Source organism: Hymenobacter ruricola, from assembly GCF_015694525.1.
GTDB lineage: Bacteria > Bacteroidota > Bacteroidia > Cytophagales > Hymenobacteraceae > Hymenobacter > Hymenobacter ruricola.
This window is the reverse complement of the sequence record NZ_JADQDM010000024.1, coordinates 21,158-41,513: the sequence shown is the minus strand read 5'-3', so window position 1 is coordinate 41,513 and position 20,356 is coordinate 21,158. Positions and strand designations below refer to the sequence as shown.

Here is a 20,356-nt window from a genome sequence, read left to right as displayed (position 1 = left end):
CAGCTACGGCCGGCCTTTGCATATCCCGTACCAAAAACGGCCGAACTGGGTTGCCGGCCGGCGCGGCTGAGCGGCTGGCGCGCGTTTCCGACGCGGGCCGACTGGCCCAGCGCCGCCGTGCGCGCCGGCCCCACCCCGAGCCGGGGGCTCGAAACCAGTCGGCCCGCGTCTGAAGACGCGCGCCAGCGGGTGCCTGTATGGCGTTTTACAGGGCCCTAAGCATTTGCGTGGGTGTCTGAAAAACGTTTTTCAGAGCACTGAGCATTTGTGTAGGTGCCTGAAAAACGTTTTACAGAGCATTATGCATTTGTGTAGGTGTCTGAAAAACGTTTTTCAAGGCACTAAGCATTTGCGTGGGTGTCTGAAAAACGGTTTGCGGCCGTCCCGCCCCGCCGATTTCCGCCCCGCCGCCTCAATGGCTACCTTCGCACAAAAAAGCGGAACCCCAACAATCCGTTTTAATCTGTTAGAATCCGTTAAATCTGCGGTCCATGCTACGTACCCACACCTGCGGCGAACTCCGCGAAGAACACATTGGTCAACCCGTCAGCCTCTGCGGCTGGGTGCAGCGCACCCGCGACAAAGGCGCCATCCTCTGGATTGACCTGCGCGACCGGTACGGCCTCACGCAAGTAACCTTGGAAGAAGGCGTGGAGGCCGAAGCCGTGCGCGAAACCGCCCGCCAGCTCGGCCGCGAGTTTGTGCTCCAAGTGACCGGGAAAGTGGTAGAGCGTCACTCCAAAAACGACAAAATCCCCACCGGCGCCATCGAAGTGCGCCCCGAGAAGGTTGAAATCCTGAACCCCGCCAAGCTGCCGCCCTTCCTCATCGAAGACGACACCGACGGCGGCGACGACCTGCGCATGAAGTACCGCTACCTCGACCTGCGCCGCACCCCCGTGCGCAACAACCTGATGCTGCGCCACAAAATGGCCCAGGCCGTGCGCCGCTACCTCGACGGCCAGGACTTCATCGAAGTGGAAACCCCGGTGCTCATCAAGAGCACGCCCGAAGGCGCGCGCGACTTCGTGGTGCCCTCGCGCATGAACCCCGGCGAGTTCTACGCCCTGCCGCAGTCGCCCCAGACGTTCAAGCAGCTACTCATGGTGTCGGGTTTCGACCGGTATTTTCAGATTGTGAAGTGCTTCCGCGACGAAGACCTGCGCGCCGACCGCCAGCCTGAATTCACGCAGATTGACTGCGAAATGGCCTTTGTGGAGCAGGAAGACATCCTGGATATGTTCGAGGGCTTGGTGCGCTACCTGTTCAAGGAAATCAAAAACCTCGATTTCCCCACCGTGCCCCGCATGACCTACGCCGACGCCATGCGCGACTACGGCAACGACAAGCCCGACACCCGCTTCGAGATGAAGTTCGTGAACCTCACCGAAACCGTGAAGGGCCAAAATTTTCCCGTCTTCGACAACGCCGAGCTGGTGCTGGGCATCAACGCCGCCACCCTGGCCGCCTACACCCGCAAGCAAATCGACGAGCTGACCGAGTGGGTACGGCGCCCGCAAATCGGCGCCACCGGCCTCGTGTACGCCCGCGTGGAGGCCGACGGCTCGGTAAAATCCTCGGTTGATAAATTCTACTCGCAGGAGGAATTGCAGAAGTGGAAGGCGGCCTTCAACGCCAACCCCGGCGACCTGCTGCTGCTGCTGGCCGGCCCCGAAGCCAAAACCCGCAAAGCCATGAGCGAGCTGCGCCTTGAAATGGGCCGCCGCCTGGGCCTGCGCGACCCCCACTCGTTCTCGCCGCTGTGGGTGATTGATTTCCCGCTGCTTGAATTCAGCGAAGAGGAAAACCGCCACTTCGCCATGCACCACCCCTTCACTTCGCCCAAGCCGGAGGACCTGGCCCTGCTCGACAACCCCGAAACCATCGGTCAGACCCGCGCCAACGCCTACGACCTCGTGATAAACGGCGTGGAAATCGGCGGCGGCTCCATCCGCATCCACGACCGGGCGGTGCAGGCCCGCATGTTCTCGCTGCTCGGCTTCACGCCCGAAGAAGCCCAGGCCCAGTTCGGCTTCCTGCTCGACGCTTTCGAATACGGCGCCCCGCCCCACGGCGGCCTCGCCTTCGGTTTCGACCGCCTCTGCAGCCTCTTCGGCGGCTCGGATTCCATCCGCGACTTCATCGCCTTCCCCAAAAACAACTCCGGCCGCGACGTGATGATTGACTCGCCTTCGCCCATTGCCGACGCGCAGCTCAAGGAGCTGAGCATTAAGACGGACGTGGTGGCGAAGTAGGGGCCGCAGTTTAAAAGTAAAGGGCTGCTGTTGGTGAAAGCCGATGGCAGCCCTTTACTTTTAGCATCATGAAGGAGGTGCGTTATGTGCGATGGAAAGCTATGATGCAGGTAATGGTCGGTGCCGCTATTGCTACCGGTGGGTTGCTGATAATAGCTAGCAGCAAGCAGGCATTGCCAGGGGTATTATTCCTGATATTCGGTACAATAATGGCGCTCGTTAATCGATTGAAGCTGAAAGAAAAAGATGTGCTGTTGCGCCTGACCCCTGAGCAAATTTGGACCAAGGAATTTGGCTGGCAGCCTTGGGGCAGCCTGCTGGTCAAATTAGAAAACAGCCGCCAAGGCTACTCGTTAGAAATTCGTCGGCCTACCGATTTTACACCGCGCTTCCACGAATATGTATCAGCATTGACTATCAGTGAGCATGAATTGCAGGATTGGGTTAAGCGCTTCGCTGCTGCCACTGATTAGAAACGGCAGTAAACGGAAGCGGCGACTGAACCATCAGTCGCCGCTTTTCCTTTAAGCGCGCTACGCTGGTTGACACCAAAAATCGTTGACACCCCAAACCACCCGGTTCACCGTGAAACGACCCTGACTAAACGAAGAGACACCCCGACCCCTAAGTGCACCGAGTAGGTTTGTATCAGTTAAACGCCTCACCACTCGCACTCATGACCAAGTTTTACCTCTTCGCTGCCGTTGTGTTGTTCTGGGTTACGCTGAGCGCCTCCCTGATGCGCGTGCAACTGGCTTCTTCGCTGGTATACAAGATGCGCGTGCCCACTTACCGCTCCGTACCTATCGGTTCGAGAGTGGTCGCCCAAGTGCAAAGCCCAGCTTCGGCCACCTCGTATAATTAATACCCCAACCGAGTAATTCGGAATTATCAGATTATCACCGTCCAATAACTCATCACGCCGTCCAATAGCTTATCATACCAAATACAGAAAGAGCCGCGCCCATTAGGCGCGGCTCTTTCGCATTCAGAACAACTAGCTGCCTCGCTACCGCCAAGCCGTGTTCTCTTTGAACTCGACCGGGTACATGTTCAGGTATTGCACGATGCGCGGATAGGTGCCGCGGTTGGGGCTGCTGCCGTGCGGCAGCGCGTGGTGCCAAATAACGAAGTCGCCAGCTTCGGCCGCGATGGGCACGGCCTGGGCGTCGAGGTTCACGCGGCGCGGGTCAACGCCTTCGGGCAGGCCAGCCAGCCAGCTTCCCAACTGGCGGTGGAAGCCAGGCACACAGCGAAAAGCGCCCTGCTCGGCCGGCGTGTCGCAGAGGTAGAGCAGGCCTTGGGTACCGAAACGGAGCGGCGGCTCCAGGCTCATGTCCCAGTGCAGGGGCGTGCCCTGGTGCTGGTAGGTAGCCGTTTCGGGCGGGTTGAAGCTGGTGCGGTCGGTGGTTTTCCAGAGGTCGGCGGTCTGCCAGAGCTGCGCAAAGGCCTTCTGAATCCGCTTCGACTGGCGGTTGACCAGCAAGGTGGGGTGATGGTAGAAGTCCATCATAATGCCTTTGCCAATTGGCTTCTGGTACCAAGTAGCAGCGTCGTTGGGGTCCATTCCCAGAGCTTCCCAGACTGCCCACTCCGTTGCGCGGGCCTGTTCTTTCGACACGGCCCCGCGCACGATGACGTAGCCGTGCTCATCCCAAAACGCCAAATCCTCGGCACTGAGCACGTCGGCATCTTCTTCAATTTCGCGCAGGCTAATCTGTAGGGCTTCTGGGTATGGTTTGTTGGCAAAGAGGCTGTTGAGGCGCGCAATCTGCAAAGGAGCAATTTGGCCGCCATTTTTTGCCAAAACCCAGCTTTCAAAATCCGCAAAATTTGGAGCGGCTTGCATCAGGTACCGCAACGTTTCCTCAATTGGCAAGCCTAGCCCATTCAGCAGCAAATTATCGAACCGCCAGTCCTTTTCCGTTGCCTCCACAAATACACCGTTGCGCTTCGCCAATGCTTGCGACCAGTAGCGTTTCAGATACATCACCCCGAGGCTGCCAGTCTCATTCGCTTCAGCCAGCACGTTTGATGGGGCTTTTGTTAAGTTCACGGAGGCTTCTGGATTAAGGATTAACGGATGGTAAATAGGCAGAGCCAAGTTACGGAGGCTGATAAAAAAAGCGGCAACTGAAACCTCAGTTGCCGCCTCCTATTTAGTGAGTTGTTAAGCTTAGAAATTCCGCTCGCCCGTCTCGCGCTTGCCCAGCATCACGGAGCCCACCATAGCGGCCAGCAGCAGGATGGAAGCCAACTCGAACGGCAACGCATACTGCTGAAACAGCACCAGCCCCAATTGGTCTACCATGCCGATTTGGGATTTGAAGGTGGCTGGGTCATAGCCGGCGGGGTTCACGTTGCGCAGGGCGGCTACCAGAATCAGCAGCAGCGAGCCACCGGCAATGGCAGCCGCAATTTTGGCCAGGGCAGGCTTGTGCGGCTCCGTCTCTTCGTTCAGATTCAGGAACATAATCACGAACAGGAACAACACCATGATGGCGCCGGCGTACACGATGATGTTCACGGCGGCCAGGAACTGCGCGTTCAGCAGCAGGTAGTGGCCGGAGAGCGTGAAGAACGTGAGGATGAGAAACAGGACGCTGTGCACCGGGTTTTTGGCCAGCACCACGCCCAATGCACTCAGCAGGGCCACGAACGAGAGAAAGAGAAAGAGAGGGGACATAAGTAGCGCGGACTTTGTAGTCCGCGAGTGGGACGGTGAAGTATAAATTCTAGCCAGACGCGGACTACAAAGTCCGCGCTACGTTACGCCAGTTGAGCCCGCAGCTTGTCGGCCTGCTCGGGCGTAAGCTGGATGCCGCGCTTCGAGCGGTTGTCGGGCGTCACGGGCTCCACCAGCCGGTCCTTGCCGTAGATGAACTCGTCGCGCTCGAAACGCGGCGGAGCCATTTTGTCGGCTTGCAGGTACACGGCGGCTTTGGGGCAGGCTTCTTCGCACAGGCCGCAGAAGATGCAGCGCAGCATATTGATTTCGTAGCTCACGGCGTACTTCTCTTCGCGGTAGAGGTTTTCCTCGCCCTTCTTGCGCTCGCCGGCCACCATGGTAATGGCTTCGGCGGGGCAGGCCACAGCGCAGAGGCCGCAAGCGGTGCAGCGCTCCCGGCCGGCTTCGTCGCGCTTGAGCACGTGCAGGCCGCGGAAAACGGGGGAGAAGGGACGGGTCTCGTCGGGGTAGCGGACGGTGACTTGCTTCTTGGTGGCGGCACGGAAAAAGTGCCGCATCGTAATGGTCAGGCCCTGGAAAATAGCCGGCAGGTAAGCCCGCTCGGCAAAGGTCATGGGCTTCTTTTCGAGAACTTTGGCGCGTTTGCTAAGGGATTCCATAGAAATTCTGTCATGCTGAGCTTGCGAAGCATCTTATCACGTCCGCAAGCCGCTGAGGTAACTAAATCTGACGAAAGCAGCGGTGATAAGATGCTTCCTTCGTCAGCATGACAAACAAAGTTATTTAATCACGCCGAACGTAATCAGGCCGCCCGTCAGCATGATGTTGAAGATGGCCAGCGGGATGAGGATGGTCCAGCCCAGGCGCATCAGTTGGTCGTAGCGGAAGCGCGGCAGGGTCCAGCGCACCCACATGAAGAAGAAAATGAAGCCGAAGATTTTGGCGAACAAGCCCACCAATCCGAGGATGGTGATGATGTTTTGGGCCGTCACCAGCTCCAGGCCACGGCTCGATACCAACCAATCGCGCAGTTCGTATTGGAAGGGGAAGTTGAAGCCGCCGAAGTACAGCACGCTCATCACAGCCGAAGCCACGAACACGTTGATGTACTCCGCGAACAGGTACAGGCCCATTTTCATGGAGCTGTACTCGGTGTGGTAGCCGCCAATCAGCTCGGTTTCGCACTCCGGCAAGTCGAAGGGAGTCCGGTTGGTTTCAGCGAAAGCGCACACGATGAAGATGATAAAGCCCAGCGGCTGCTTGGCGATGTTCCAGAAGTGCCACTCGCCGGCCACCGATTGCTGAAGCGTGATTTCGCGCAGCGACAGCGTGCCCGACATCATCAGCACGGCAATCAGGGCGAGGCCCATGGCGATTTCGTAGCTGATGTTTTGCGAGGCGGCGCGGATGGCGCCGAGAAGCGAGAACTTGTTGTTCGAGGCCCAGCCGCCAATCATGATGCCGTACACGCCAAGCGACACCATGCCGAACACGTAGAGCATCCCGACATTGATTTCAATGCCCTGCAGGTGAATAATGGTATCGCCAAACTGCAGGAAATTGCCGAACGGAATAACCGCCGACGACATTAGGGCCGTGACCATGGCCAGGCAGGGACCGAATACAAACAGCGCACGGTTGGCGCCGGCCGGGAAGAACTCCTCTTTGGTGAAGAGCTTCACGGCATCGGCCAGGGGCTGCAGCAGGCCGAAGGGGCCGGCGCGGTCCGGGCCCACCCGGTCCTGCAGAAACGCGGCAATCACGCGCTCGGCATAAGTAGAATACGTGGCAATCAGCAGCGAAACGCCGAAAACTACCAGAACGACGAGGCCTTGCCAGCCCAGAGCGGGAAGAGTCATGTGTTGATGTGTTGATTTTTTGATGTGCTAATGTGCTGTTTTTCGCTTACGCTTTGTGATGTGACCAGCACATCAGCAAATTATTCAATCAGCACATCAATCAATTAGCCATTAATGCCGCCCAAGCGGAGGGGCGGGTTGCGTTCCAGTTCGCGGGTGGTGCTCTCCGGCAAGTCGGCCAGCACTTGGGGGTTGATGACCGGCAGCTCGTAGTGGTTGGCCGAGATAACCGAGGCGCGGTTGATGTGCGCCGGGCCTTCGAGCACCCAATCCGAAGTTTCCTTTTTGTCGAAGCGGCAGGTGTTGCAAATCCACTCTTTCACTTCGCCGTACTGGTCCTTGCGAGCCGTGACGCGGAGCACGTCCTTGCCTTTGTACCAGAGGGTTACTTTGCCGCAGCACTTCTCGTTTTCGCAGTCGCGGTGAGCATTCACGGGCTTCGTGAACCACACCCGCTGCTTGAAGCGGAAGGTTTTGTCGGTCAGCGCGCCCACCGGGCACACGTCGATGACGTTGCCGCTGAACTCGTTGTCGATGATGTTTTCGATGTAGGTGCCTATTTCCGACGCATCGCCGCGGCCCAGCACGCCGTGCACGCGCTCGGGGGTGAGCTGGTCGGCGGTGTACACGCAGCGGTAGCACAGGATGCAGCGCGTCATGTGCAGCTGGATGAGCGGGCCGATGTCGATTTTCTCGAAGGTGCGGCGCTCTTCCTCGTAGCGGGTGGTGCTCACGCCGTGCTCGAAGGCGAAGTCCTGCAGGTCGCACTCGCCGGCCTGGTCACACACCGGGCAGTCGAGTGGGTGGTTGATGAGCAGCATTTCCACGATGCCCTTGCGCACGTCCATCACCTGCTGCGAGGTCGTGTTTTCGACCACCATGCCGTCCTGCACCGTCGTGATGCACGAGGCCACCAGCTTGGGCATGGGGCGCGGGTCTTTGGCCGAGCCGGCCGCCACGCGCACCAGGCAGGCGCGGCATTTGCCGCCGGTGCCCTTCAGCGGGGTGTAGTAGCACATGGCGGGCGGCACCACGCCCCCGCCAATCTGGCGGGCCGCGTTCAGGATAGTGGTTCCGTCCGGAACCTCTACCTCAATGCCGTCGAAGGTTATTTTAGCCATTGTTTATTCGGATTTAGGTCGTCATGCTGAGCGAAGCGCAGCGGAGTCGAAGCATCTCTACCTCAGTACTACTCTAATCGGCTCAACGAAGCGGTAGAGATGCTTCGACTCCGCTGCGCTTCGCTCAGCATGACGTTCTTTTTTATTGGTCTGGTTTAGGCCAGTACTGGGGCGCCGCGGTACGCCGCGCCGGGAGCAGTAGCCTCTTTGGGATTGGTCACGTGCCACTCAAACTCGTGGCGAAAGTGACGCACGGCCGCAGCCACCGGCCACGCCGCAGCTTCGCCAAGCGGGCAGATGGTGTTGCCTTCAATCTGCTTGGCCACGCTCACAATCAGGTCGATGTCGTGCATTGAGCCGTGGCCGTGTTCGAGGCGGTGCAGTACTTTTTCGAGCCAGCCGGTGCCCTCACGGCAGGGTGAGCACTGCCCGCACGACTCGTGATGGTAGAAGCGGCTGAAGTTCCAGGTGTTCTTCACGATACACGTGGTTTCGTCCATGGCAATGAAGCCGCCGGAGCCCAGCATGGTGCCCGTGATGAAGCCGCCGTCGCTGAGCGACTCGTAGGTCATCAGGCGGTTTTCGCCGGCGGCGGTTTTCAGAATAAGCTCCTTGGGCAGAATTGGCACAGACGAACCACCAGCTACTACGGCCTTCAGGTCGCGACCTTTCCAGATGCCGCCGCAGTACTCATCGGAGTAGATGAATTCCTCCACTGGCACGCCCAACTCAATTTCATAGATGCCCGGCTTGTTCAGGTGGCCACAAGCCGAAATCAGCTTGGTACCGGTGCTTTTGCCCACGCCCAGCTTGGCGTATTCGTCGCCGCCTTCGTTCACAATGGGAACGACAGCGGCAATGGTTTCCACGTTGTTCACCACCGTGGGGCGGGCATAGAGGCCCTGCACAGCGGGGAACGGCGGCTTGTTGCGCGGGTTGCCACGCTTGCCTTCCAGTGACTCTAGCAAGGCAGTTTCCTCACCGCAGATGTAGGCGCCAGCACCGGGGTGCACGTGCAAATCGAGCGAGTAGCCCGAGCCGAGGATGTTCTCGCCCAGGAAACCAGCTGCGTAGGCTTCGGCAATGGCCTTTTCCAAGATGCGCAGCACGTACAACAACTCGCCGCGGATGTAGATGTAGCTAGTGCGCGCGCCCAGGGCATAGCTGCCCGTAATCATGCCCTCGATGAGCAAGTGGGGCAGTTTCGACATCAGCTGACGGTCCTTGAAGGTGCCGGGTTCCGATTCGTCGGCGTTGCAGACGAGGTAGCGCGGCACGCCCTCGGGCTTGGCCAGAAAGCTCCATTTCATGCCCGTGGGGAAGCCTGCGCCGCCGCGGCCGCGCAGGCCCGACTTCTTCACCTCTTCCACCACTTCGTCGGGCGTCATGGTTTTGAGCGCCTTCTCCACGGAGCGGTAGCCGCCGTGCTTGCGGTAAACGTCGAAGGTTTCGATGCCTTCGACGTTGATATGTTCAGTTAATAGCTTGCGTCCCATCTACTTGTTTTCTAAACGTGCGAGCCGATTTTCGATGCCATCCAAGCGCTGCCGAGTCGCGCCCGCTTCCTCGCGGAAGGCATCAATAATCATGGTGGTATTGGCGCGGTCAGCTTCCATCAGCAGCTCGAAACGCTTATTGGTTTCTTTCTGCTGGCTCAGCATGATTTCGGCCATCCGGTTAATGGAAGCCTTCATATCGTGCATCTCGATTAAAATCTCCGACACGACGAGCGGCAAATCCTGATTCTGTTCGGCCATGAGCTTAGTAGTTTTTGAGCGAGTTGGGCAAACCCGTTTCTTCCCACGGCAGGATGGGCCGATGCACCAGGCTCTTCAGTTCGTTCAGCATGGCGTCCACCGCTTCCGGCGTGTCGAGCTGCTCGTAGTATTTCTCGCGCACTTGCACGATGGGGGCGAAGCCGCAGGCGGCCAGGCACTCTACTTCTTTCAGGGTGAAGGTACCGTCGGGCGAGGTGCCACCCACTTTGGCGCCGGTAATGCGCTCCAAGTGCTCCGTCAATTCATCTGAACCGCGCAGCATGCAGGGGCCCGTGCGGCAAATTTCAAGCACGTGCTTGCCCACCGGCTTCAGGTTGTATTGGGTATAGAACGTGGCCACCTCGTACACCTCAATCGGTTTGATTTTTAGCGTTTCGGCTACCAAGTCCTGTACTTCGGGGCTTACCCAACCGCCAAACTCGGCTTGCGCAATGTGCAGAATCGGCAGCAGGGCCGACTTGCTCCGGTCTTCCGGATAATGCGTGAGCAGGCGTTTGATTTCCGCCTGAGCGGCGGGAGAGAATTGCGGTTTGGTGGGCGCGGTAGTCGGCTCCATAACGGGTGATTTCAGCAAAAACTAGGCGTCCAGCTCGCCGGCGATGACGTTCATGGACGAGAGAATGACAATGGCGTCCGACAGCGTCGTGCCCACGGCCATTTCGGGATAAGCTTGGTAGTAGATGAAGCAGGGCCGGCGGAAGTGCAGGCGGTAAGGCGTGCGGCCGCCGTCCGAAATCAGGTAGAAACCCAACTCGCCGTTGCCGCCTTCCACGGAGTGATATACCTCACCGACAGGCGCATCAATCTCGCCCATGATGATTTTGAAGTGGTAAATCAGGGCCTCCATGTTCTTGTACACCTCCTGCTTGGCAGGCAGGTAGTAGTGCGGCGCATCGGCGTGGTAGGGGCCTTCGGGCAGGTTCTCAAGCGCTTGCTTGATGATGCGCAGGCTTTGCCAAATCTCCTCGTTGCGCACGATGAAACGGTCGTAGGTATCACCGTTGGTGCCCACCGGAATGTCGAACTCGAAGTCTTCGTAGGAAGAGTAAGGATTCATGGCGCGCACGTCGTAGTCGACGCCGGCGGCCCGCAGGTTGGGGCCGGTGAAGCCGTAGTTCAACGCTTTCTCCGCCGAAATCGGGCCCACGTTCACCACGCGGTCCATGAAAATGCGGTTGCGGTTGAACATCGACTCGAACTCCTTCATCACGGCCGGGAAGGTTTTGAGCCAGTCGCGCAGCTTCTGCAGGGCTACCGGCGAGAAATCCCGCTCCATGCCGCCCACGCGGCCCATGTTGGTGGTCAGGCGCGAGCCACACACCTCCTCGTAGATTTCGTAAATCTTCTCGCGCTCCTGGAACACGTACAGGAAGCCCGTGAAGGCGCCCGTGTCCACACCCAGAATCGAGTTGCAAATCAGGTGGTCGGCAATGCGGGCCAACTCCATCATAATCACGCGCATGTACTGCGCCCGCTTGGGCACGGTCACGCCGAGCAGCTTTTCCACGGTCATGTGCCAGCCCATGTTGTTGATGGGCGACGAACAGTAGTTCATCCGGTCGGTGAGCGGCGTGATTTGGTAGAACGGCCGGCGCTCCGCGATTTTTTCAAAGGCGCGGTGGATGTAGCCGATGGTGGGCACGCCCGACACAATCCGCTCGCCATCCATTTGCAGGATGTTCTGGAAAATGCCGTGCGTGGCCGGGTGCGTGGGACCCAGGTTCAGCGTCGTCAGCTCCTGGCTGAAGTCGTTGAGCAGGGGCATGAGCTGGCCGTGGCGCTGCGCAGCGGCCTCCTCGTGTATTTTATGGGTGCCTTCCAGCGTGTCGTTTACTGCCATTTTACTATTGTCATCCTGAGCGCAGCGAAGGACCTTATCACGTCCGCGCCGCAGGTTGTTGCTATAAAATCTGGCGAAAGCAGCGGTGATAAGATGCTTCCTTCGTCAGCATGACAAAAGGCCTAGCGGCCGAAAAACAGGTCGGTTTTGTCTTCACGGGTACCGTCCTCGAGCGGGTATTCCCGCCGCATGGGGTGGTAGTCCATGTCCTCCACGTTGAGGATGCGAATGAGATTGGGGTGGCCGGTGAAGATGACGCCGAAGAAATCGTAGGCCTCGCGCTCCATCCAGTTGGCGGTGGCGTAGAGGTCGGTCAGAGTCGGCACCACCGGGTCGGTGATGGGGAAGAAGATTTTAATCCGCAGGCGGATGTTCTGCGTCAGGCTGTGCAGGTGGTAAATCATGCCCAGCTCTTGGCCCTCGTTCTCGGGGTAGTTGATGCCGCACATGGTGGTCAGGAAATGAAACTTGATTTCCTGGTCCTGCTGCAAGCCAGCGATAATGTCGTGGATGCGTTCCCGTGTGGTAGTCACCGTCAGCAGGCCGTAGGGCCCCTCCACATCGGTGAAAGTGGCCTCACCAAACAACTTGTGCAGCAAGGCCAACACCCGCGCATTCTGGACCTTAATCGGGTCTTCGGCAACTGGAGCTTCGGGAGCGGCGGCAGATTCCTGAGGGGACATGTATTCTGGTTTTTGGTTTTTGGTTGATTGTTTTTGGCTGGTCACGCAAGCGTCTAAAAACCAGAAACAGTTAACCGTAAACCAGTCAATTACTTGATGTTGTACGACGCCAGCAGGGCCTGATACTCAGGTGCGTTGCGGCGGCGGAAAGATTCGTTCTTGGCTAGGTCCTGCACGCGCATCAGGCCGTCGAGCACTTGCTCGGGGCGGGGCGGGCAGCCGGGCACGTACACGTCGACCGGAATGATGCGGTCGATGCCTTGCAGCACCGAGTACGAGTCGAAGATGCCGCCTGAGCAGGCGCAGGCGCCCATGGCCAGCACCCAGCGGGGTTCAGCCATTTGCTCGTACACTTGCTTCACAATGGGGGCCATTTTCTTGGCGATGGTGCCCATTACCATGAGCAGGTCGGCCTGGCGGGGCGAGAAGCTGGGCCGCTCGGAACCGAAGCGCGAGATGTCGTAGTGCGAGCCCATGGTGGCCATGAACTCGATGCCGCAGCAGGAGGTAGCGAAAGGCAAGGGCCAGAGCGAGTTGGCGCGGGCAATGCCCACCACTTTCTCCAGCGAAGTGGCGAAGAAGCCAGCGCCTTCAATGCCCTCGGGGGCCTCGACAGTTTTGATTTCCGGAACTCGGGTATCCATAGTTGAGATGGGTCAGATTGGACGGCCTAATGGCCTAGTTGCCAACACCAGCGACGCGGCAAAAGTTTGGCCAGATTAGGCTTCGTTCCAGCGCAGGATGCCCTTTTTGATGATGTAGAGGAAGCCCGCGAGCAGGAAGAACATGAACAGCACCATGGCAATGAAACCGTCGTTGCCCAAGGCGCGGAAGTTCACGGCCCACGGATACATGAAGATTACTTCAACGTCGAACAGCACGAACACAATGGCCGTGAGGAAGTATTTCACCGAAATCGGGGTGCGGGCGTTGCCCACCGACTCGATGCCGCACTCGAAGGCTTCGTTCTTCACCTTGCTGCTGCGCTTGGGGCCCACTAGGTGCGAAACAATCATGGCGAAGGCTACAAAGGCCAGCGCCAGACCGAATTGGATGAGGATGGGCAGGTAATCGGAAGGCTGATAATTGGTAGTCGGCAGGATTAACAACATAGCTGTGGATTTAGAGGGTGGCAGCACCCGTGGGCGCTGAAGGGCAAAGGTAGCGCCTACGGATTAGGGGTGCAATTTTATGGCTGGCTTGCGGGTTTGCGGGGTATCTTTGAGGCTAAGGCAACGCCAGATGGAACAGGAAAAGCTTCCCGAAAAACGCTATACCGTGGCAGAATATATGGCCCTTGAGGAGCGGAGTGACGTGCGTCATGAGTTCTTTGAAGGAGAGGTATTTGCCATGTCGGGCGGAACCTTGAAGCACAATTTGCTCGTCGGCAATTGCTACGCAGCATTGCGAGCGGGGCTGCGGGAGCGAGACTGCCGGGCTTTTTTCGAAAACGTGCAGTTGGCGGTGGAGCAGGGGCGGTACTACAACTACCCGGACCTGATGGTCACTTGTGCTCCGAGTGACCTACTGGCGGAGCGCACCGTGACGTCGCCCGTGCTGTTGATTGAGGTGCTGTCGAAATCAACCGAAACCCGCGACCGGAGCTGGAAATTTAACCAATACAAGCACCTGCCTTCGTTGCAGCATTACTTGTTGGTTTCGCAAATCACTTGCCTGGTAGAATGGTATCGGCGGGAGGAAAGCGGCGTGTGGTCGTTCACGCCGCTGGCATTGTTTACCGATGAGCTTTTCATTCCTGAATTGGACCTGACAATGCGTTTGCACGACATTTATGAGGATACGGGAATCACTCAAATGAACATTTGGTTCGACTCGGAGGACCCCGATTATGAAAAGCGGAAAGCTCAATAAAAAGGGCCGCATCGACTGATGCGGCCCTTTTTGCTTATTACAAGCCTTTGTCGCGGTTCAAGTCCTCCGCGGGCTCTGAGCCCAGGAAGGGGTAGCGGTAGTCCGTGACGGGCACGAAGGTTTCTTTGATGGCGCGGGGCGATACCCACCGGATGAGGTTGAGCTGCGAGCCGGCTTTGTCGTTGGTGCCGGAGGCGCGGGCGCCGCCGAAGGGCTGCTGGCCCACCACGGCGCCGGTGGGCTTGTCGTTGATGTAGAAGTTGCCAGCTGCGTTCAGCAAGCGCTTGCTGGCCAGGTCGATGGCGTAGCGGTCCTGGGCGAAGACGGCGCCGGTGAGGGCGTAGGGCGAAGTGGTGTCCACCAGCACCAGCGTCTCTTCGAACTTATTTTCATCGTAGATGTGCACCGTGAGCACGGGGCCGAACAGTTCCTCGCACATGGTCACGTACTTGGGGTCTTTGGCCAGGATGACGGTGGGCTCGATGAAGTAGCCTTTCGACTTGTCGTAATTGCCGCCGGCAATGATTTCCACCTCCGGGTCGGCTTTGGCGGCGTCGAGGTACTTGGCCAGCTTATCAAACGACACTTCGCTGATGACGGCGTTGATAAAATTGCCGAAGTCTTCCACGTCGCCCATTTTGAAGGAGGCGAGGTCTTCCTTCACGTAGCCGAGGATTTCATCGGCGGTGTTGGAGGGCAGGTAAACGCGCGAGGCGGCCGAGCACTTCTGGCCCTGATACTCGAAAGCGCCCCGGCTCATGGCCACGGCCACGGCTTTGGGGTGGGCCGAATGGTGGGCGAGGATGAAGTCCTTGCCGCCGGTTTCGCCCACGATGCGCGGGTACGACTTGTAGAGGTGGATATTTTGGCCGATGGTCTTCCAGATGTTCTGGAACACGCCGGTGGAGCCGGTGAAGTGGATGCCGGCAAAGTCGCGGTGCGAAAAAATGACGTCGCCGGCCGTGGGGCCGTCTACATACACAAGGTTGATGACGCCATCGGGCACACCGGCTTCCTTGAACAGCTCCATTAGCACCTGGGCCGAGTAAATCTGGGTGTTAGCGGGCTTCCAGACGATGACGTTGCCCATCATGGCGGCCGAGGAAGGCAGGTTGCCGGCGATGGACGTGAAGTTGAAAGGCGTGAGGGCGAACACAAAGCCTTCGAGGGCGCGGTGCTCCACGCGGTTCCACATGCCGGGCAGGCTCTCGGGCTGCTGCTTGTAGATTTCCTGCATGTAGTACACGTTGAACCGGAAGAAGTCAATCAACTCGCAGGCGGCGTCAATTTCGGCCTGGAACGCATTCTTGCTCTGGCCCAGCATGGTGGCCGCGTTGATGCGGGCGCGGTAGGGGCCGGCCAGCAGGTCGGCGGCTTTCAGAAACACGGCAGCGCGGTGCTCCCAGGGCAGCTCGGCCCAGGCGGTGCGGGCGGCCAGGGCCGCCTCAATGGCCAACTGCACGTGGCTGGCGTCGCCCATGTGGAAATGGGCAATGGTGCGCTGGTGGTCGTGGGGCGGCGCAATGCGCTCCAGCTTGCCGGTGCGCACCTGCTTGCCGCCGATGTACATCGGAATGTCCAGTTCCAGCCCGCGCAGGCTCTTGAGCTGCTGCTGCAGCTCCAGCCGCTCTTTCGAGCCGGGCGCATAGCCCTTCACGGGTTCGTTAATCGGGATGGGGACGTTGAAAAAGGCGTTGGCCATAAGGGTTCGGGTTAGGTGGTTGTGGGAGTTTGGGTAGGACGAGGCAAAGGTAAAGGGAATCTCAAAGCCGCTTCAGCAACTCCCGTACCTGCCGTTCCAGGTCCTGGTACGAACCGGTGTTGTGTAGCACGAAATCAAAATTGGGATAAGCATCCATGGCCGTTTCGCTGGGGTGGTTGTCGTCGCGGGTGCCGTCGCCGCGCTGCTGCAAGGGGTCGCCTTCCACGCGCAGCATGAGGCCGCCGCGGGCCCGGATGGGGTCGGCTTCGTTGGCATAGCGCACGTCGGGCACCAGCACGCCGGCGTCGGCGGGCAGCGCGGCGAAGAAGGCATCGACCCACACCAGCGGCTCCCACTGGCGCAAGGCTTCGCCCACTTGCTGCAGCATTTCGCCCCGGGTGCGCCGGAAGGTGGGCACCAGCTCGGCCTTGCCTTTTTGGGTATAATAAGGCGCTACGTTTTCGCCGGTGAGGGCGGCGCAGACCGATTTAATAGAGTCGCCGAAGGAGCGAACCTGCCAGCTGCGCTCGGGCTGGAGCTGCTGAATCAGCCGGGCCACGGTGTCTTTGCCGCTGCCCCGGCGGCCGGAGAGACCAATGAGGTGTACCATGAGGAAGTAAAAAAAGTCATGCTGAGCGCAGTCGAAGCAAGACGTTTTTTATTTAGGATTCTTACAAAAACGCTTTCAATTCGCTCAGGCAGCTGATTTCGTGCGTGGTTTGGGCGAAGTGCCGGCGCTTGTCGGGGTTGAAATACACTTGGTCGATGCCGGCGTTGCAGGCGCCCAGCACGTCGCATTCCAGGTTGTCGCCTATCATCAGGCTTTCGGCGGCGGTGGCACCGGTGTGCTGCAGGGCGTGCGCGAACATGCGCGGGTCGGGCTTGAGGTGGCCGCTGTGCTCAGAGGTAATCACGGACTCGAAGTAATGCGCGAGATTCGAGGAAGCCAGCTTAATAGCTTGAACATCGTTGAAGCCATTCGTGATGAGGTGCATCCGGTACCGGGGCTTGAGGTAGTCCAATACCTCATGGGTGAACGGAAACACGGCCGACTTCTGCGGCAGAATGTGGGTAAACTCCGCCGAAATGTTGGCCGGAATGTCTGCCTCTGGCACGCCCAGCTTGGTCAGCGTGCGCACAAAGCGCACGTCCCGCAGTTGGGCTTGCGAGATTTTGCCGTTCTGGTACATGCGCCAGAGCGCGTGGTTGATGTCGCTGTACACCCGGATAAACTCGTCTACCGTGAAGGTGCCGAACCGCGCGAAATCGTGCCGCTCGTAGAGGGTGTGCAGCGTCTCGTTGGCGTTTTTCTCGAAGTCCCACAGCGTGTGGTCGAGGTCGAAGAAGAGGTGACGGTATTTCATGTAGCAGGTCTCAGTTAACTGTTATATAGCTCGTCACGCCGAGCGTAGCATCTTTACTGCATTACTAAATGGTTAGCGGTGGCGGGAAAGGTGCTTCGCTGCGCTCGGCATGACGTTCTGGTTTCACCCCAGTCCGCCCGCCAGCGCCATGCTGAGCACGCCCGCCAGCATGACGCCCTTGCACCAGGCACTCAGGTGCTTGAAGTGGCGCCGTCGGTCGGCCCGGATGAGCAGGCGCGCCAGCTGGGCCATGGGCCCCAACACCAGCAGCACCAGCCAGGTGCCCAACGGCCAGTGCCCGCTCATGAACAACCGCGCGGTGGCTCCCGCGGTTAGCAGGGCCAGGCAGCCCAGGAAGAGGCCCGTGACCCATTTGGTGCGCGCCACGCCCACCACCAGCGGCAGGGTGCGGCAGCCGTGCTGGGCGTCGCCCTTCATGTCTTCCACGTCTTTCACAATCTCGCGCACCATGGTCAGCAGAAAAGCGGCCAGCGCGTAGGGCCACACCACGCTGCTGCTGCCGTCGTGGCGGGCCAGCTGCAGCTGCAACTCGGGCAGCAGCACCAGCGCCGCCGTGAGGGTGGCAATGCTGGCGTTGCCCGCCAGCGCCACCCGCTTGAAGCGGGCCGAGTAGCCCCACAGCAGCAGGGCCGTGCCCAGCGTGACGGCGCCCAGCACCGGGTGCAGCCAGCCGGCCAGCAGCACGCCCGCGCCGCTCAGCAGCATGTGGGCCAGCATGGCTTTGCGGCGGTTCACCACGCGGCCCACCACCAGCCGGTCGGGCCGGTTGATGGCGTCAATTTTCACGTCGTAATAGTCGTTGATGATGTAGCCAGCCGCTGCCACCAGCAGCGCGGCCAGCACCAGCAGCGCAAAGCGGGGCGCCAGCAGCGACTCGCGCAGCGGCTGGTGCGGCAGCAGCAGGCCGGCCCGCACCAGCGCCATGCACAGCAGCATTATCAGCAGGTTGGGCCAGCGCACCAGCGTGGGCAGGGCCGTGCGCAGCCGCTCCGCCGGCGGGGGCGGTGCGGGGGCGAGGAGCGGCTTGGGCGGAGGCGTGGGCATGGCAACGGGGCGGGCAAGGCGCAAAGGTCGGGCAAAGCGGCGGGCCGGCCGGCCGGGTCACAAAAAAAGCCTCTCCGGCAAGGAGAAGCTTTTTCAGCGGGTTGCCCCGAAGTTGGTTTCAGTAGCTCAGATTTTGCGGACGTTCACGGCGTTGATGCCTTTGCGGCCTTCCTGCGTTTCAAATTCCACCCGGTCGTTTTGTTGCACCGTGGCTCCGTTGAGGCCCGTTACGTGGACGAAAAAGTCTTCTTTCGTTTGGTCGTCGGTTACGAAGCCGTAGCCTTTGGCTTCGTTGAAAAATTTAATGATGCCGGTTTTCATGCAAAAAACTAAAAATGGAAAGGAGGAAACCGCCCGGGTAAAGGCTGCGGCAATGCCTGAAATGGGAGGTTGGGCCCACTTCAAGGGCAGCTTACGCGGGAAGCTAGTGCCGGGTTGGGCACTGGCGGCAACCGCCTTCGCTGTCTATTGGTTGTCGCGCCACTCGTACACCCACTTGGCCTGGATTTGCTCCAGGTGGCCCTCGGTGGCCTGTTCGCGGGTGCCGTCGAAATTATCCAGGCTCAGCACCCACTCGATGAGGTCGGTGAAACGGATGCGGTAGATTTTGGCCTCGGTGAAGTCGTCGCCGAACTTCTCGTAGAGCGCCATGGCAATGTCCTCGTGGTCGGCCCAGTGCATGGGCGGCTCGAAATGGCTCATTCTGTTGGTGTGCTGATTAAGTGATTTGCTGATGTGCTGGGAATGGCTTTCTTGACTCTGCGTTTGCCGAGATGCGCTGCAAAGCACATCAGCAAATCAATCCATCAGCACATCGAAAATTAATGGCCCAGGAAGTGCTGGGGCGGGATGGTGACGGTCACCTGCATGTCGCGCTCCAGCACGCACTGGCAGGCTAGGCGGGAGTTGATGCGCGGGTTCTCGGCGCGGTCGATGAAGTCTTCTTCCTTGTCCGAGATTTCGGGCAGGTCGTCGCCGCCCGCGTTGATGTAGATGTGGCAGGTGCTGCAGCCGCACACGCCGCCGCAGTTGTGCTGCAGCTGGATGCCGTTGTTCAGGGCCACATCGAGCACCGACTCGCCGGGGGCCGCCACGTGGGTTTGGGCCGGCTGGCCGTCGCTGAACTGGAAGGTGATGGTGGTGGCGGGAACAGACAAAACGAGAAACTTATAAGTCGAAAAAACACAGCTTTTGAAGCCGCAAAGGTACTCCCTCCCGCCCCGGCATCAAAGCTGGGACTGAATGCTGGCCCGTAGCGCGAACTTTGTGGTTCGCGTGCCCCGTGCCATTCGCGCATCGTTCCGGCACGCGAACTACAAAGTTCGCGCTACAGTTGCGCCTGGATGCTGGCCGTGAGCTGCTGGTACAGCGCCTGCCAGGCCGGATGCGCGGCCAGCGCGGTCTGGTGCGCCGCCAGCGTGGGCGCGTCGCGCCGCACGGCCGGTCCGGTTTGCACCGCGAAGGGCGAGTTGGCCAGAGCTTTGTCCACGGTTTCGCGCACCAGCGGGGCCAGCAATTCCGGCGGCAGCTGGGCCTCGGCCAGCAAGGCGTCGGCAATGCCCAACAGGTGGTTCGTGAAATTGTTGGCGAATACCGCGGCCACGTGCAGCTTGAGGCGCTGGGCCGAGTCGAGCCGCCGCACGTGTTGGCTGAGGCTGCCGGCCAGGTCCAGCAAAGTGGTTTCGGCCGCCAGGTCGTTGGCTTCGACGCACAGCGGGACCGCGGGCCAATCGATGGCGCGGCCGGGGCTAAACGTTTGCAGCGGATAGAACACGCCGCCGCGGATGGCCGGCTGCGTTTCAAAAATGCTGAGCGGCAACGCGCCAGCCAGGTGCGCCACCAGGGCACCGTCGGGCCAGGCGGTGGCGGCCAGCAGCGGGGCCACGGCGGCATCGGGCACGGCCAGCAGGTACACATCGGCAGGCGGCAGGGGCAGGGCCAGGTCGACAAGCAATCGGGCACTAGGCAACTCATCCACCAGCGCAGCAGCACGGGCCGGGTTGCGGTTCCAGACGAAGACCACCGAATGCCCGGCCGCCAGCAGCGCAGGTCCCAATTGGCTGGCCACCCGGCCGGCTCCGAGCAAGCCTATTCGTAGAGAAGCAAAAGAACGAGTGGACATGAGCAA

The 20,356-nt window shown here is 59.7% G+C and carries 24 protein-coding genes; 4 read left to right on the top strand and 20 right to left on the bottom strand.

What is annotated here, in order from left to right; all coding sequences use genetic code 11:
- The first annotated feature begins 491 nt into the window (after positions 1 to 491).
- The 3 genes from aspS (at position 492) to I2H31_RS23955 (ending at position 3,120) form a co-directional block, all read left to right on the top strand.
- Entirely contained in the window at positions 492 to 2,255 is a 1,764-nt protein-coding gene (gene aspS / locus I2H31_RS23965) for an aspartate--tRNA ligase (RefSeq protein ID WP_196295597.1), read from the top strand.
- 68 nt (positions 2,256 to 2,323) lie between these two features.
- Positions 2,324 to 2,728, top strand: a complete 405-nt coding sequence (locus tag I2H31_RS23960; RefSeq protein WP_196295596.1) for a hypothetical protein — start codon at positions 2,324 to 2,326, stop codon at positions 2,726 to 2,728.
- 203 nt (positions 2,729 to 2,931) lie between these two features.
- Positions 2,932 to 3,120, top strand: a complete 189-nt coding sequence (locus tag I2H31_RS23955) for a hypothetical protein (protein ID WP_196295595.1) — start codon at positions 2,932 to 2,934, stop codon at positions 3,118 to 3,120.
- 144 nt (positions 3,121 to 3,264) lie between these two features.
- Here the strand turns inward: I2H31_RS23955 and I2H31_RS23950 are convergent, their stop codons facing one another.
- The 12 genes from I2H31_RS23950 to I2H31_RS23895 all read right to left on the bottom strand — a co-directional run bounded on the left by I2H31_RS23950 (position 3,265) and on the right by I2H31_RS23895 (position 13,337).
- On the bottom strand, positions 3,265 to 4,032 hold the full coding sequence (locus tag I2H31_RS23950; RefSeq protein WP_230688027.1) for a phytanoyl-CoA dioxygenase family protein: 768 nt from the start codon (positions 4,030 to 4,032) through the stop codon (positions 3,265 to 3,267).
- A gap of 399 nt (positions 4,033 to 4,431) precedes the next feature.
- The gene (locus tag I2H31_RS23945) at positions 4,432 to 4,941 is read right to left on the bottom strand and encodes an NADH-quinone oxidoreductase subunit J family protein (RefSeq protein WP_196295593.1); all 510 of its coding nucleotides are present in this window, start codon (positions 4,939 to 4,941) and stop codon (positions 4,432 to 4,434) included.
- 83 nt (positions 4,942 to 5,024) lie between these two features.
- Positions 5,025 to 5,603: a NuoI/complex I 23 kDa subunit family protein gene (locus I2H31_RS23940; protein ID WP_196295592.1), complete on the bottom strand. Its 579-nt coding sequence runs from the start codon at positions 5,601 to 5,603 to the stop codon at positions 5,025 to 5,027.
- Between the two features lie 120 nt (positions 5,604 to 5,723).
- A complete protein-coding gene (gene nuoH / locus I2H31_RS23935; protein ID WP_196295591.1) occupies positions 5,724 to 6,803 on the bottom strand; it encodes an NADH-quinone oxidoreductase subunit NuoH in 1,080 nt (359 codons plus the stop codon).
- 104 nt (positions 6,804 to 6,907) lie between these two features.
- A complete protein-coding gene (locus I2H31_RS23930) occupies positions 6,908 to 7,924 on the bottom strand; it encodes a 2Fe-2S iron-sulfur cluster-binding protein (protein ID WP_046244225.1) in 1,017 nt (338 codons plus the stop codon).
- 155 nt (positions 7,925 to 8,079) lie between these two features.
- Positions 8,080 to 9,420: an NADH-quinone oxidoreductase subunit NuoF gene (nuoF, locus tag I2H31_RS23925; protein ID WP_196295590.1), complete on the bottom strand. Its 1,341-nt coding sequence runs from the start codon at positions 9,418 to 9,420 to the stop codon at positions 8,080 to 8,082.
- Positions 9,421 to 9,681, bottom strand: coding sequence for a hypothetical protein (locus tag I2H31_RS23920; RefSeq protein WP_196295589.1), 261 nt, complete (start codon positions 9,679 to 9,681; stop codon positions 9,421 to 9,423).
- Positions 9,682 to 9,685: 4 nt separating this feature from the next.
- Positions 9,686 to 10,258, bottom strand: a complete 573-nt coding sequence (locus I2H31_RS23915; RefSeq protein WP_196295588.1) for an NADH-quinone oxidoreductase subunit NuoE family protein — start codon at positions 10,256 to 10,258, stop codon at positions 9,686 to 9,688.
- A 21-nt stretch (positions 10,259 to 10,279) separates the two neighbouring features.
- Positions 10,280 to 11,467 (bottom strand): NADH dehydrogenase (quinone) subunit D, encoded by a 1,188-nt coding sequence (locus I2H31_RS23910; RefSeq protein ID WP_046244293.1) that lies wholly within the window; start codon positions 11,465 to 11,467, stop codon positions 10,280 to 10,282.
- A gap of 197 nt (positions 11,468 to 11,664) precedes the next feature.
- The gene (locus tag I2H31_RS23905; RefSeq protein WP_196295587.1) at positions 11,665 to 12,225 is read right to left on the bottom strand and encodes an NADH-quinone oxidoreductase subunit C; all 561 of its coding nucleotides are present in this window, start codon (positions 12,223 to 12,225) and stop codon (positions 11,665 to 11,667) included.
- Positions 12,226 to 12,314: 89 nt separating this feature from the next.
- Positions 12,315 to 12,869: an NADH-quinone oxidoreductase subunit B gene (locus tag I2H31_RS23900; RefSeq protein WP_046244221.1), complete on the bottom strand. Its 555-nt coding sequence runs from the start codon at positions 12,867 to 12,869 to the stop codon at positions 12,315 to 12,317.
- A gap of 75 nt (positions 12,870 to 12,944) precedes the next feature.
- The gene (locus I2H31_RS23895) at positions 12,945 to 13,337 is read right to left on the bottom strand and encodes an NADH-quinone oxidoreductase subunit A (RefSeq protein ID WP_196295586.1); all 393 of its coding nucleotides are present in this window, start codon (positions 13,335 to 13,337) and stop codon (positions 12,945 to 12,947) included.
- A gap of 130 nt (positions 13,338 to 13,467) precedes the next feature.
- Here I2H31_RS23895 and I2H31_RS23890 point away from each other — a divergent pair, with 130 nt between their 5' ends.
- Positions 13,468 to 14,097: a Uma2 family endonuclease gene (locus I2H31_RS23890; protein ID WP_196295585.1), complete on the top strand. Its 630-nt coding sequence runs from the start codon at positions 13,468 to 13,470 to the stop codon at positions 14,095 to 14,097.
- 37 nt (positions 14,098 to 14,134) lie between these two features.
- On the opposite strand, the gene pruA is transcribed toward I2H31_RS23890, so the two are convergent.
- The 8 genes from pruA to I2H31_RS23850 form a co-directional block, all read right to left on the bottom strand.
- A complete protein-coding gene (pruA, locus tag I2H31_RS23885) occupies positions 14,135 to 15,799 on the bottom strand; it encodes an L-glutamate gamma-semialdehyde dehydrogenase (RefSeq protein WP_196295584.1) in 1,665 nt (554 codons plus the stop codon).
- Positions 15,800 to 15,860: 61 nt separating this feature from the next.
- Positions 15,861 to 16,409 carry a hypothetical protein gene (locus I2H31_RS23880; RefSeq protein WP_196295583.1) on the bottom strand — a complete coding sequence of 183 codons (549 nt, stop codon included), beginning with the start codon at positions 16,407 to 16,409 and terminating at the stop codon, positions 15,861 to 15,863.
- 61 nt (positions 16,410 to 16,470) lie between these two features.
- Entirely contained in the window at positions 16,471 to 17,163 is a 693-nt protein-coding gene (locus I2H31_RS23875) for a YjjG family noncanonical pyrimidine nucleotidase (RefSeq protein ID WP_196295582.1), read from the bottom strand.
- A gap of 123 nt (positions 17,164 to 17,286) precedes the next feature.
- Positions 17,287 to 18,228 carry a geranylgeranylglycerol-phosphate geranylgeranyltransferase gene (locus I2H31_RS23870; protein WP_196295581.1) on the bottom strand — a complete coding sequence of 314 codons (942 nt, stop codon included), beginning with the start codon at positions 18,226 to 18,228 and terminating at the stop codon, positions 17,287 to 17,289.
- Between the two features lie 126 nt (positions 18,229 to 18,354).
- Positions 18,355 to 18,549, bottom strand: coding sequence for a cold-shock protein (locus tag I2H31_RS23865; RefSeq protein WP_196295580.1), 195 nt, complete (start codon positions 18,547 to 18,549; stop codon positions 18,355 to 18,357).
- 144 nt (positions 18,550 to 18,693) lie between these two features.
- Positions 18,694 to 18,930: a Fe-S cluster assembly protein IscX gene (gene iscX / locus I2H31_RS23860; RefSeq protein ID WP_196295579.1), complete on the bottom strand. Its 237-nt coding sequence runs from the start codon at positions 18,928 to 18,930 to the stop codon at positions 18,694 to 18,696.
- A 119-nt stretch (positions 18,931 to 19,049) separates the two neighbouring features.
- Positions 19,050 to 19,385: a 2Fe-2S iron-sulfur cluster-binding protein gene (locus I2H31_RS23855; RefSeq protein ID WP_230688026.1), complete on the bottom strand. Its 336-nt coding sequence runs from the start codon at positions 19,383 to 19,385 to the stop codon at positions 19,050 to 19,052.
- A gap of 170 nt (positions 19,386 to 19,555) precedes the next feature.
- The gene (locus tag I2H31_RS23850; protein ID WP_196295578.1) at positions 19,556 to 20,350 is read right to left on the bottom strand and encodes a Rossmann-like and DUF2520 domain-containing protein; all 795 of its coding nucleotides are present in this window, start codon (positions 20,348 to 20,350) and stop codon (positions 19,556 to 19,558) included.
- Positions 20,351 to 20,356 lie beyond the last annotated feature (6 nt).

Bases quoted from the DNA above. Each gene is read 5' to 3' on its own strand.
- aspS (WP_196295597.1), top strand. From the start codon at position 492: ATGCTACGTACCCACACCTGCGGCGAACTCCGCGAAGAACACATTGGT.
- I2H31_RS23960 (WP_196295596.1), top strand. From the start codon at position 2,324: ATGAAGGAGGTGCGTTATGTGCGATGGAAAGCTATGATGCAGGTAATG.
- I2H31_RS23955 (WP_196295595.1), top strand. From the start codon at position 2,932: ATGACCAAGTTTTACCTCTTCGCTGCCGTTGTGTTGTTCTGGGTTACG.
- I2H31_RS23945 (WP_196295593.1), bottom strand. From the start codon at position 4,941: ATGTCCCCTCTCTTTCTCTTTCTCTCGTTCGTGGCCCTGCTGAGTGCA.
- I2H31_RS23940 (WP_196295592.1), bottom strand. From the start codon at position 5,603: ATGGAATCCCTTAGCAAACGCGCCAAAGTTCTCGAAAAGAAGCCCATG.
- nuoH (WP_196295591.1), bottom strand. From the start codon at position 6,803: ATGACTCTTCCCGCTCTGGGCTGGCAAGGCCTCGTCGTTCTGGTAGTT.
- I2H31_RS23930 (WP_046244225.1), bottom strand. From the start codon at position 7,924: ATGGCTAAAATAACCTTCGACGGCATTGAGGTAGAGGTTCCGGACGGA.
- nuoF (WP_196295590.1), bottom strand. From the start codon at position 9,420: ATGGGACGCAAGCTATTAACTGAACATATCAACGTCGAAGGCATCGAA.
- I2H31_RS23920 (WP_196295589.1), bottom strand. From the start codon at position 9,681: ATGGCCGAACAGAATCAGGATTTGCCGCTCGTCGTGTCGGAGATTTTA.
- I2H31_RS23915 (WP_196295588.1), bottom strand. From the start codon at position 10,258: ATGGAGCCGACTACCGCGCCCACCAAACCGCAATTCTCTCCCGCCGCT.
- I2H31_RS23910 (WP_046244293.1), bottom strand. From the start codon at position 11,467: ATGCCCCTGCTCAACGACTTCAGCCAGGAGCTGACGACGCTGAACCTG.
- I2H31_RS23905 (WP_196295587.1), bottom strand. From the start codon at position 12,225: ATGTCCCCTCAGGAATCTGCCGCCGCTCCCGAAGCTCCAGTTGCCGAA.
- I2H31_RS23900 (WP_046244221.1), bottom strand. From the start codon at position 12,869: ATGGATACCCGAGTTCCGGAAATCAAAACTGTCGAGGCCCCCGAGGGC.
- I2H31_RS23895 (WP_196295586.1), bottom strand. From the start codon at position 13,337: ATGTTGTTAATCCTGCCGACTACCAATTATCAGCCTTCCGATTACCTG.
- I2H31_RS23890 (WP_196295585.1), top strand. From the start codon at position 13,468: ATGGAACAGGAAAAGCTTCCCGAAAAACGCTATACCGTGGCAGAATAT.
- pruA (WP_196295584.1), bottom strand. From the start codon at position 15,799: ATGGCCAACGCCTTTTTCAACGTCCCCATCCCGATTAACGAACCCGTG.
- I2H31_RS23880 (WP_196295583.1), bottom strand. From the start codon at position 16,409: ATGGTACACCTCATTGGTCTCTCCGGCCGCCGGGGCAGCGGCAAAGAC.
- I2H31_RS23875 (WP_196295582.1), bottom strand. From the start codon at position 17,163: ATGAAATACCGTCACCTCTTCTTCGACCTCGACCACACGCTGTGGGAC.
- I2H31_RS23870 (WP_196295581.1), bottom strand. From the start codon at position 18,228: ATGCCCACGCCTCCGCCCAAGCCGCTCCTCGCCCCCGCACCGCCCCCG.
- I2H31_RS23865 (WP_196295580.1), bottom strand. From the start codon at position 18,549: ATGAAAACCGGCATCATTAAATTTTTCAACGAAGCCAAAGGCTACGGC.
- iscX (WP_196295579.1), bottom strand. From the start codon at position 18,930: ATGAGCCATTTCGAGCCGCCCATGCACTGGGCCGACCACGAGGACATT.
- I2H31_RS23850 (WP_196295578.1), bottom strand. From the start codon at position 20,350: ATGTCCACTCGTTCTTTTGCTTCTCTACGAATAGGCTTGCTCGGAGCC.